9 protein-coding genes and 1 pseudogene are annotated in these 11955 nt (G+C 44.5%); 2 read left to right on the top strand and 8 right to left on the bottom strand.

Annotated features, from left to right (window positions below; all coding sequences use genetic code 11):
• Positions 1-1371: IS1634 family transposase (locus tag FIM25_RS09030; protein ID WP_139448430.1), on the top strand; the 1371-nt coding region annotated here is incomplete at its 5' end.
• 27 nt (positions 1372-1398) lie between these two features.
• Positions 1399-1578, top strand: a pseudogene (locus FIM25_RS17880) (IS701 family transposase); the annotation flags it as partial.
• A gap of 79 nt (positions 1579-1657) precedes the next feature.
• Here FIM25_RS17880 and FIM25_RS09025 read toward each other — a convergent pair.
• The 8 genes from FIM25_RS09025 to FIM25_RS08990 form a co-directional block, all read right to left on the bottom strand.
• Positions 1658-2809: a hypothetical protein gene (locus FIM25_RS09025; RefSeq protein WP_139448428.1), complete on the bottom strand. Its 1152-nt coding sequence runs from the start codon at positions 2807-2809 to the stop codon at positions 1658-1660.
• 123 nt (positions 2810-2932) lie between these two features.
• Positions 2933-3121, bottom strand: coding sequence for a hypothetical protein (locus FIM25_RS09020; protein ID WP_139448427.1), 189 nt, complete (start codon positions 3119-3121; stop codon positions 2933-2935).
• Positions 3122-3226: 105 nt separating this feature from the next.
• Complete coding sequence (locus FIM25_RS09015; protein ID WP_179953275.1) at positions 3227-3424, bottom strand: PD-(D/E)XK nuclease domain-containing protein; 198 nt, start codon at positions 3422-3424, stop codon at positions 3227-3229.
• 42 nt (positions 3425-3466) lie between these two features.
• Complete coding sequence (locus tag FIM25_RS09010; protein WP_179953274.1) at positions 3467-4852, bottom strand: IS4 family transposase; 1386 nt, start codon at positions 4850-4852, stop codon at positions 3467-3469.
• Positions 4853-4936: 84 nt separating this feature from the next.
• Complete coding sequence (locus FIM25_RS09005) at positions 4937-6301, bottom strand: ATP-binding protein (protein ID WP_139448421.1); 1365 nt, start codon at positions 6299-6301, stop codon at positions 4937-4939.
• Between the two features lie 191 nt (positions 6302-6492).
• Positions 6493-7746, bottom strand: coding sequence for an FAD-dependent oxidoreductase (locus tag FIM25_RS09000; protein ID WP_139448419.1), 1254 nt, complete (start codon positions 7744-7746; stop codon positions 6493-6495).
• Positions 7747-7803: 57 nt separating this feature from the next.
• Positions 7804-11331 (bottom strand): exodeoxyribonuclease V subunit beta, encoded by a 3528-nt coding sequence (gene recB / locus FIM25_RS08995; RefSeq protein ID WP_139448417.1) that lies wholly within the window; start codon positions 11329-11331, stop codon positions 7804-7806.
• 110 nt (positions 11332-11441) lie between these two features.
• Positions 11442-11954, bottom strand: a complete 513-nt coding sequence (locus tag FIM25_RS08990; protein ID WP_218961357.1) for a DUF4276 family protein — start codon at positions 11952-11954, stop codon at positions 11442-11444.
• Position 11955: the final 1 nt, after the last annotated feature.

The following is an 11955-nucleotide window of genomic DNA, read 5'->3' as shown; positions in this document are numbered from 1 at the left end:
GAAGACATTCGTCAGTCCACAGTCCGGGAGTATGGCGCTTTTTATCTTCTTCATCAGATAGCAGATAAAATCGGGCTTCTGGAAGCGCTTCAGAAAAGCAATGCTGAACATTGGCAGGAGCTGTTTGTGTTGGCATGTTATCTTGTGACATCAGGAGATCCTTTTCTCTACTGTGAGCAATGGGTTCAGAATACAGAATGCCTGCCTGTGGGCAGCATGTCTTCTCAGCGGATAAGTGAACTTATGGGAGTGATCTCAGCGGATCAGCAGAATCAATTTTATCAGTTATGGTGCAAATTGCGGTCAGAAAAAGAGTATCTGGCCCTGGATATTACTTCCATCTCATCATACTCAAACCTTATTGATGATGTGGAGTGGGGCTATAATCGCGATCATGAGTCATTACCTCAGGTGAACCTCTGCCTGCTGATGGGTGAAAATTCACACCTTCCCATTTACCAGGAATTCTATAGCGGCAGCCTGAAGGATGTGAGTACTCTGAAGACAACTCTTTCCAAGTTGGCGATTTTTACCCAGAACCGCCCCCTGCGCTTAGTAATGGACAAAGGCTTTTACAGTATACAGAATGTAAACAGTATGCTGGAACAAGCCGATTTGCGTTGGCTGATAGCAGTCCCTTTTACTACCGGAATTGCTAAAAAAAGTGTGGATAGCGAACGCAAAGACATTGACCGGGTCACAAACACAATTGTCATAGGTTCAGATTCCATAAGGGCAGTGACCAAAGAGCAGGCATGGAATCCGGAGCATCGGATTTATGTCCATGTTTATTATAATGCCCTGAAAGGAGCCAAAATCCGGGAAGATCTTTATTCTTATACTGCAAGACTCAGGGATTTTGCAAAGGAGAATCCGGTAATGGCTTCCGGGGATGCTCAATACAGAAAATATCTGATTATCCGCCGTTCCACAAAACAGAGCAGTGGTTACACAGTCTCCATAAGAGAGGATGCTGTCGAAAAAGCCCTCGGCTATGCTGGCTGGATGGTGCTCATCAGTAACGATGTCTCAGAAGCGACAGAAGCCCTCAGGATTTACCGGGATAAGGATGTCGTTGAAAAAGGCTTTGACCGAATGAAAAACAACCTTGATCTTGGCAGACTAAGGGTTCACAGCAATCACAATGCCAGGAATAAAACCTTCGTAGGTTTCCTGGCACTCATATTGTTGTCAAAGATCCACTACACGATGCTTCAGGAAAAACTGTATTGCAAAATGACAATGAAGGAATTGCTTCTGACTTTATCCAAGTTGCGCAGACAGGAAATCAAGGGAACCAAAATCCTTTTTCCATTATCCAGACTTCAAATGACTATCTTTAAAGCCTTTGGAGTTAAAGAACCTGCGTAGGTATAAAAAAGAGCGGGATTTCAGGATGTAAGAGCTGCCAAAGCTCAAAGAAATCATATCGGACTTGCAATAAGGACATTCTTGCGTTTTTCGGTCTTCAGTTTCAAGACAGGCCTCAGCTGTTTTGAACTCAAATACAGAATTATCAGGGATGCTGTCAGGAAATATATGGAGCACCCAGCTTGGACTTTTGAGGCAACTGCGTAACTCCTAATAATTTAAGATTCGTTTGGGTAGAAAAAATCTTCTTCCTGCTGGTCTGAGAATTATTATGGGAACGGCTCTTTCAGGGAGAAATTATTCTTTCCCGGATCAGTCTTTCCATAAGAGCCCTTCGTCTGCAATGCTCTTTACGGAAGAACTCCAGCTTTTTTTCAAATTCTCCCGATTTATTCTGGCGGGCATAGGCATCCTTCAGATTACAGAGGTGCTGACAGGCCTGATCATAGGCACTGGCGTATCCTTTTTTCGCTTCTTTATGGGCAGAATCCCAGACTTTAGAAAAATCCCCAGCAACTTTTTCAAGGAAGGTATCCCTTTTTTTCTTTTCGTCAGCAATTTTTTCCCTTTTTATTTCAGACTCTTTTTTCAATCGAGTCTGTTTTACTTCTTCGAGCTGATTTAAAATTGCCGTAAGGGGACGGGGACGCAAGGCATCTTCTTTGGGTCGGGATTGTACCAGCCAGCTTCTGTAGGCCTGTTGCAACATCCTTTCCGCTTTTGCACTCTGTCCACCAACCATGAGAATGATATGCTTCCGCATTTGCTTTTCAGATAAGGTTTCTACCCAGTTTTGAAGAGAAGCTTCGTCGCCATCTGCCTTTTCCAGGGGCGGAAGACCCATGCCTGCTGCTGTAACAAGATCATCGTCCAGCCCCAGAAAATTACCAAGTGCCTGCTGCGCCGAAGTCAGTTGCCCCAGACCCCGCAAAGCCATGGGTTCCGTTTCCCCATCCTCTGAATCCTCCAGATATATGCCCCGCAGCCATCCGAGATAAAGGGAACGCAGATCTCCGCGTAATAGTTCCTCGCGAATGGGAGCCAGCAGTGCCATCCAGTTTTCTTCTAAAATATGATCTGAATATTCAAAATTTTCATCGTCAGAAAAGGACCATGTAATCAGCCAGTGTTTTTGAAATTTTTCCACCTCAAGACAGTCATGGACGGCAAAGGGCTCAAGGTCTTCAGCTTTGATGCTTTCGATGGGAAGCTTAAGCATAAAAAAAACCGTTCCCCAGTTGGCAAAATACACATGGGCATCAAAATAATTTTTCATCAGCTTTTTTGGATCAGCCTTCAGATCACTCCAGTTGTATTCATTGACAAAGCTCACAGAGGTAATTTGGGCACGGGTAGAAATTTGCCGCAGTTCTTCCATTTGACGGAAAGTGAGGGGCTGATCCATGGAAAGAAATTCGTAATACTGATATTCACTCAAAAAAACTATCTCCTTTTGTCCTTATACCCAGACGACACCTAATATATTTACTGTCATCCGTCCCCTGTTCCGAAACCCGTAACGCATTAAAACACTGGGGTACGATTTCCGAAATTTCCGGCTTTAAAGGGCCATTTCAAATTGTGGCCATGTACCAATTTCTTCTTTGACATACTTGGCCAAATCGTCAAGGGATTTAAAGGCTCGGACAATATCAACGTCAGACTTGTCATCTCCGCATTGTGTGAAAAGATGCCACTCTCCCTGAAATTCCATCACATAAAGCCTGTCTGCGTCTTCCAGCTTTTTCATTATCCCATCCCCTTTTTTACCGAATGTCGCCGTAAAGCCCCTGACTTCACCCGTGGACAGGCGAATTCCTAAGACAATCCATTCTCTGACCAATGAACGATAGTCTCAATCCGTATTCTTTTCCTGCAGTTCCCAGAGAAAGCTTTTTATATTTCGATCTTTTTTGCAAAACTCCACTCCCACAAAACAAAGCATTTCAGCTTCTTCCATATACTTTTCCCCATAACCCTTGGCCTTTATCTGAGCAAGGGCATTTCCGGGAGAGAGCTTTTTATCCAGCATTTTGAATTCAAAGATATACACCCATCCTTCAAAAAATAGGCTCATATCCCAATGGCACTGAATTTAACATTTAACGTCCCAATTTTTCATAATTTCAAGTCTTTTTTCATCTCTTGGTTTATTGAGCCTTGGAAATTTTTTAGGCCTTTTTTTACGTTCACGAGGTTCTATTCGGCCGGGCCTGTTACCTACACGCTGTTGTGCTATCAGCTTAAAAAATGCAAAAAGCTGCTCTTTACTCCATAAATGAATCGACTCCATGGCATTAAGCCAAAGTTCGACTGTGTGCTTGAAACTTAGCTTACGAGGTTGGGTACCACTACTATGTGCTGCCTGTGCCATCACAAGCCTTATAAAATTATATGCCAGCATGTACACCCAAAATTCTTTTTTAATCATTTCAGGGCTTTTACACCTGAATTCATCCATGCCCATAATCGTTTTTATTGCACGTATATCAAGTTCGATATGCCACCTTGATCTATACAATTTTGACAGTTCTTCCTTTGGGTACTTATTGGAGCACAGTAGTGTTGTGACCAATATTTTTCCACCGSATTTAAACTCCCGTATAGTTAAAGATTCCGGTGCAGTATCATAGTGTTCCTGTGTCATCCAGTCAGGTTTTCTGGGTTTTTTAAGAATGATTATATGATCCCGGTTCCCATTTTTTTTGCCAATCCTGAAATCCGTACTCTGTTTTCTTGCGCCATACTGYTCCATAAGAATATCTGAACCACGCAATTTTATATCGGCAAYACAAAAATAAGATGAAAAATATGCGTCACCAATCAAAATGTCGCCRGGATTAATATTGTTGTCATATAAAGATCTTAGCATCGACTGTTCGTCGCTGCCTTTACCTTTTATTGGCCCGATACAYGCATCTTGCATGGCACCGGTGGAAAGGCTTGTRATACCGACAATACGACATTGTGGAAAACCCAGCCCTTCTTTTTGGCTGCTTGGCTGCGGGTATTCAGCTTGATTTTCTTTTGTGTCTGGGCATTGTGCCGTTGTACCATCCACAGCTTTTACACAACGACCGTTCCAAAGCCATTGTTCAGGAACTTCTTCTTCGATAAAATCACTGATTATGTATGTAAGTGTCCTCATTAAATCAAGGGGAAGACGTTGTCTGGCTTTGCAATATCCTCCTGTATTTGTACTGAAAATACTATCAGGATTATCCACCACTGTTTTTATAGCTATTTGATTGACACTCTTCTGGCATGAACCATTATCTTTTAAAACCTGCTCGATAAACAATGACAATGTTTTCAGTGGCGTATAAATTCTTTTCCGATAAGGGGGTAAAAATTCATCCATTATTTTTGTTATTAAACCTTGCATCATACAGTCATAGAAAGCCGTGTGAGGAAAATTTTTACATGCTTTTTCAAAAAACTTTTGTTGCTGATCTCTTGGGGTGCGTGTATAATTTAGCAAAGGCTGGCTCCTGTGATTAATTGTTTTTGTCGCTATTAACAACATATCACAGAACCAGTCTTTTTTTATTGGAAATTTATCATATTATGCTAAATTCAGTGCCATTGGGCTCATATCCATATTACCGTGGTTGCTCACATCTTCTGCCTTTACATCCAGCCCAAGGGCCACAAAACAGCAGTAAAAGACAGAAGCATAATAGCCCTCATAGTCAGCCATCCTGTTTTTCCGGTACCAGTCATGGGGTATTCCTGCAAAAAGACTGTGCAGCACCCCTTTTAACGCATCCGGGTTCCTGTCCTTAAGTGCCCGGAAAATACCCTGCTGCCCCCGCTCCCTTGATGGAGAATCGGGCAGATAATGCTTAAGAATATAATCCGACAGACTGGCTTTCACTTCCATGTTCGGATAACTCAGCCTGTAAAAAACCTTGGCACCCATCATCTCAGAACTGGAGATGGTCAGATATCCCGTTTGAAACAGGAGGGTTTCCGGTTCTATATAATCCACATCAAAGGCCCCTATCAACGCTTCGGAAGCCTCAATTCGTTCCATATTCGATATGGCATAATTCTTTTTTCTCAAAAGCTCGATGAGAAAGGTCGGCGTACCGCTTTCAAACCAGTAATTCCTGAAAAGCCCTTCCCGGAAATAATTCAAGATACTGAAGGGATTATAAACCTTATCACCCAGCCACGAATATCCATTGTACCAGTGCCGGATTACATCAGGATTTTTGCCCTTCAAATGTTCTTCAAAAACCTGAACAAGCTCCCTTTCCGTAATTCCGCAGATGCTTGCAAACATCGGGGACAGGGTAATATCCACAAGGTTGTTCAGCCCGGAAAAAAGGCTTACCTTGGAAAATTTTGATACACCGGTAATAAAAACAAACTGCAGATGGGCATCGCTGTCTTTTATCACGGAATAGAAATTTTTCAGCCCGTCACGGATTTCCCCGGCCCGTTCCGGATGATGAATATTGTCGAGGATGGGCTTGTCGTATTCATCCACAAGCACCACAACCCGTTTTTTATATTTTTGAACTGCAAAATCAAGCAGTTGGGCAAAACGACCTGAAATGCTTTCATAATCAGAAACAACACCAAATTTCTGCTCATAATAATGCAGTATTTCCCGGATTTTTTCATCCAGATCTGCCCGATTTTCAAGTACACCCTGTCCAAAGGAAAAACGGATGACAGGATAGGCATTGTCCCAGTCCCAATGTTCTTCCAGCCATAAACCCTTAAAAAGCCTTCGATTTCCCTCAAAGGCTTCTTTAAGGGTATCCACCATCAAGGACTTGCCAAAACGCCTGGGCCGAGAGAGAAAATAATACTTGCCCGTATCCGCAAGGCTATGGACGAACATGGTCTTATCCGCATAGGCATGCCCATCCTCAATAATTTCTCTGAAGGTACTGATACCTATGGGCAGCTTTTTCATGGCAGTCCTTCTCCTTTTCTTACTCTAGAGCAACGGTCCTGTTACGGCATCTTGCCATAGAATAAGCTGTTGTCGGATTCAAACTCATTTCGAACAGTCGCTAAGTGATGGTCAATTTGCCGTTTTTAAAATTGCTGAATCATAGACCACCGGCAAACCCCCCATCTTCAACAATCTTCCTCCTTTTATCCTTATGCCCAGACAGCACCCAGTTGCCTTCCCACATGGATGGCTGAGGTGATGGCATCTTCATGGAGTCCGTATCCGATGTGGGAACCGCAGTAATAGGTGTTGTTTTGTCCGTTCAATGACGGCAGCTCCCGGATTGTGGCACATGATTTGATATCGAACACCGGAGTACGAAAAACCTTCTGAAATTCAATTTTATCAGGATCAATGCCTATGTTCGGATGCTGACACCCTATATATTCACTGTCATCAGGAACCCCGTTCTGAAATCTGTAATGTGCATTGATGGATGTATTTATCTTACCGTCCTCATCCGTATACAGGTAACTGTACATTCCCCAAAGATCCTCCGGCGGATAATGGGATTTGTCCGTATGAACGAATACCAGCCCATCGTTATAGCGCCAGGGTGACATAAGGCGGACTTCTTCGTTGCTGGGGTCGGATAAAAGGCCAAGTGCTGTATCAGCCGGACAGGCAAAAATTACCTTATCAAAGATTTCTTCCCTGCCGTCTTCCATCGTCAAAGCAACGGAGTGGCCGTTTCGAACCACGGTTTTGATTGAAGATTCAAGGCGTATTTTTTCCCTGAACTTATCTGCCATTTTATCAATATAAACCCGGGTCTTGCAGGGGTAAAGCCGCCATGAGGCAAACTTGAGCGGTGATCCGATCTGCTTTTCAATTTTTGCAACCGCAAAGGTTGCAGGGGATTCCATCAATTCATCCCAGAGCATGGATGTCATGGTGCATACTGGAAAAATAGCAAGTTTCAGCAGATCCCCCTTCAGAGCGGGGCAGAACTTCAGGGCCTCTCCAAAGGTAAGCTCCTCAAGCTGATTTTTTTTAAGCATTCTTAAAAGCTTAAAATAATTCCAGAAGACAAGCATTTGATGCATGGAAGATTTCATGTTTTTTTTACTGAATGTATCTTTGGGTTTCTTTACATCGCAGTTCAGGTAATAATTACGTTTGGAAATCATATTATGAAAGGACTGGCTGAGACCTTCCATGGGCCAGGTCGATAATTTTATACCCAGTTTTTTCAAAAGTTTGTTGAAATTTGGATATAATAAAGGAGACCAGAAAAAAACAGAAATGTCTATTTCCTCTCCCGTTTTAGTATCAAGGGTGTACACATTACCACCAAGCCTGTCGTCTTTTTCAAAGAGGGTAACATCATGCAGGTCATGTAAAAGGTATCCCGCCGTAAGTCCGGCAATACCACCACCTATAATTGCAATTTTTTCAGACATAAAATCTCCCTTTTGACCTGCTGTAAATATATACGGATTATATATGGATTTTCCCAATCAATTCGGGCTGCTGTTCAGCAAACCTTCTGCCATCATCCATCCTGCCATTTCCCGAATTCTTTCCTCTGGCGGTTTTTCAAAGAAAAGTCCGCATCCCGGAGCTTTTTCAGGATTGACACCCCTGAGAAAGACATAGGCAACACCGCCAAAATCCCTTTCATAATCATAATCTTCAAGGCGAATACTTAAATAACGGTCCAGGGCCAGTGTATACAGATGATACTGCAGGGTGTAGAGGTGAACTGCCATTTCCCTTTTCAGGTTTTCAGGGGAATAAGCTTCATAATCCGCTCCCAGATCATTGGACTTCCAGTCCAGCAGATAATACCTCCCGTTATGGCGGAACACAAGGTCGATAAGCCCCCTTAAATATCCGGCACTTCGGGAAAAATAAAGATTTTCCAGCTGGGCAGGCAGGTGTTCACAGGCACCCATAGTAATTTTTTGTACCCATTTTGAAATGGCATCGGGCTCAAGGGTATTCAGGGGAAAGTAAAAATCAAGCTCCCGCAGCTGATCCTTAAGCCCCACTTCCTTTAGCCTGAAGCCTTCTTCCCCAAAGGGCATGGACAGTACCCTTTCAAGCATTTCCATAAGGGCTGGAATCCAGACCTCATCATATCCGAAAAGATGCAGACTTTTACGGACTGAAGGTTCAAGCTGAAAGACTTCCTGAGTAAAGTCTATGTTTTCAAAGAGATGATGCATAAAGATGCCAGGCCTTGCCCCGGCAGGGAAAGAAAAAATATCTCCCCCCGGATCTTCGCTTTTTTTTGTAAGCCTTGCAGTACCGTCCCTGTCCGCAGGATTGTCCATATATTTTCCCGCCACAAGGGAAGAAAAGCTTGTGATACGGAAGGGGTCGAGGGGCAGATGAGGAGCTGTGCAGCAGACATGGGTCTCTGAAGTTTCATCCATATGGGGAAGTGTAAGATGCTGATCTTCAGGAAGGGGAAGGCAGGAAAGCACATCTTTTTTTGAAAGGGCTTCCATATTCTGTTTTACCTGATCGGCATCGGGAACGACAAGAGAATTGTGCAGTATCCAGTTGCAGGCCCTAACATCTTTTTTGACTTGTATGTTTATGGAACCCCAGACCGCATAGACCCTGTGCCTGGCTCGGGTCAGGGCCACATAAAGAAGCCGGGCCTGTTCCGCCATGGCTTCCTTTCTTGTTAAATCTTCTTCACGGGCTTTATCCGCTTTGCCTCCAAAATCCACGCAAAACCGGTTTTCCAACTCAGGATCATGGAAGGCCATAATTTTTTCCGGGTTGATTTTAGAACCCAGCACATCCGTTGCACTATGAATGAAAGGACAAAAAACAATGGGATATTCAAGACCCTTGGATCTGTGGACTGTAATCACCCGAACACGCTGTCCGTCGCTTTCAAGGCGTAAAGGTGCCTCCACACGACGGGGAAAGGCGGGATTCCCCTGTCGCTCCAGCCAGCGTAAAAGCACTTCAGGTCCCCGTTTTTCATCCACTTCAGCGGAATGGAGAATTTCTGCCAGATGAAGGAGATTGGTCACCTGCCGCTCTCCGTCCCCAGTACCAGCAGACCGCACCAGCACTCCGCCTTTTTCATAGAGATGGGAAAGCATGGGGAAAATGCCCTTCTCCTGCCATAGATTCCGGCACTCCATGAAAAATGCACTCTCCCGGTTGAAGGCAGGTTCATCCCGGTTCAAATCATCAATAGCCTTCATGGAAAAACCCATGATCCTTGTGGCCAGAGCCCGCCTCACTTTGCCGCTGTTCCATGGATGGAGAATGGCTGTAAGCACTGGTAAAAGCTCTTTGGCTTCATCACTGTCCAGAACATTACCGTCCGCATGTATTACCGCAGGAATCCCCCTGTCCGCAAGGAAGTTTCTTGTCTGAAGGGCTTCCCTGTTGCTGCGTACCAGAACGGCCATATCACCGGGTTCCACACCCTTATCACCTATGCGGATATCTCCTTTTCTTCCACCAGAAAGAAGCCTTACGATTTCATCGGATACGGCACCAAGGGCCATGGGCAGGAGTTTACCCGAAGCAAGGGGTTTTTCATTTTCAGGATGGGCAAGCCAGAAGGTGAAGGGCGAGACATCAGCCGGATCGGTCAGGGTTTCCCTTGTTTTCGGAGCAGCTTGAACGGGATGAAAATCCATACCCTCCAGCACAAAGGCATTTGGATTCTTTTGAAAAATCAGATTAACAGCTTCAATGAGTTCTGGATCGGAACGCCAGTTGTAATCAAGGGTATAGCGTTTTCTGCTTTTTTTTGCAGCATCCAGATAGGCAAAAACATCGGCTCCACGGAAAGCATAAATGGCCTGTTTGGGATCGCCGATGAGAAGAAGGGGCAGGCCCCCACGGGCGAATACGGTATCAAATACCGCATACTGTACAGGATCTGTATCCTGGAATTCATCAATGAGGGCTGCCCCGAAAAGTTCCCGGATACGAAGACACATGCCGCCATCCTTATCCTCAAGAACGGCGTCCCTTAGATTGAGAAGGAGATCGTCAAAGGTGATAAGGCCTGCTTTTTCCTTGAGTTCCCCTTCCCTTTTGCGTACGGCCTGAACCAGATTTTTAATAAAAAGAGCACGGGCAAGGTCTGTAGAAAGTATCCACTCCTCGCAGACATTAAAAAATTCATGTTCCGGACTTGGTTTATCTTTTTTAGTTTCTTGCCTGATATTGGTCATCGTCATTTTTTGGATAACTTTTTCAGGCAAAAAGCCATGGCCTGAAATCCACTGCTCAAGATTTATTAAATCATTGTTAAGTATATCCAGTCGGAAATTCTCTTTATTTCGTTTTAAGAATTTATTCTCAGAAAGAAGCGTACGAAGAGCATCTCCTTCTTCAGTCCATATTTTCTTAATCCTGCTTTCAAGTTTCAGGATTTTTTCGTCAATATTTCTGAAATCGCCTTCTGGTAAAAGAAGCTGATCTGCACCCCCATAGCGTGCTGCAAGATTCATTAGGCTTTCGGGAGTGAGTTTTTCTATTAGAATCTCTGCTTTCGCACGATCAAGCGAAGCAACATCCCTGCGCCAGACATCATCGGCGGCATTCTGCCGCAGAAGCCCTGCATCCGTAAGCAGTTCCGCATCAAAACGCAGACCGGATTCAAATCGGTTTTCCCGGAGCATGCGATAACAGAAGGAATGAATGGTTCCTATGGCAGCCCTGTCAAAATTACGGATGGCCGCAAGGATTCTGCGCCTTGCTTCAGGACTGTTGCCATGACGTTTGGCCATTTCTCCGGAAAAAGCTTCCGAAAAAGACCTTTCTTCCAGAGCCGCAAGGGTATCCCCAAGCCTTGCATAGATCCTTTCTTTCAGCTCGCCGCTGGCCGCCTCCGTGAAGGTAACAACAAGAATGCGTTCTACGGGCAGGCCATGCTCAATCACAAGACGAACAAAAAGGCTGGCAATTGTGTGGGTTTTGCCCGTTCCGGCACTTGCCTCCATGAGAAGGGTTCCTTCAAGGGGGGTGTTTACAGGGTCAAAGGAAGGTATGGGTGTCATGGTCCTGTCTTTCTCAATATATCAAGGAATCTTGTGGCCCAAGGGGAGGCCTTTCCTATATTGTTGGGATGAATCAAGGCAAGAATCTTGAAAGAATGCTCTCCCTTTCCTTATTTAGCCTTGGTTTTGCAATTTTTTGTTGCATCGGAAAGGGCTTGCAGAATTGTTTCAGGGGAGATGGATTCAATAGGCTTTTCTTTAGATGGCAAGGCATTCGGATTGAAACCCTGACCGTAGAATTTCTGAAGAAGATCCCTGTCTGTTAAAAACCATGATTCCATACATTGAACCATGAGATGGCAATCCGTGTTTTTGGCTCTAACTGGTTTTTGCCATTGATCTTTTTTATTGGAATAAAGATGTGCCCAAGGTTCCCATTGTTCAGGGTGGCCTTTCTGGTACTGCATTGACACCGAACCTTCACTGTCCACCAGAAGCATTGCGGCTTCTCCTCTGTTCATGGCGGTTGTGAATGCATCTAACGCATCTCTGCGGCTTCCGCAGGCGACAATCCTTGGCATGGAGCCAACCAGTCCCGCTTTTTTCAGGAAATCGGAAAAGCCCTTTCTGCAAGCTGTACGCAGGAGGTTGGTATCCCCTCCGCCTTCCACATAGAGTTTCATT

It is taken from the genome of Desulfobotulus mexicanus, from assembly GCF_006175995.1.
GTDB classification, from domain to species: Bacteria; Desulfobacterota; Desulfobacteria; order Desulfobacterales; family ASO4-4; genus Desulfobotulus; species Desulfobotulus mexicanus.
The sequence above is the reverse complement of the archived record's forward strand: the minus strand, read 5'-3'. Positions and strand labels throughout refer to the sequence as shown.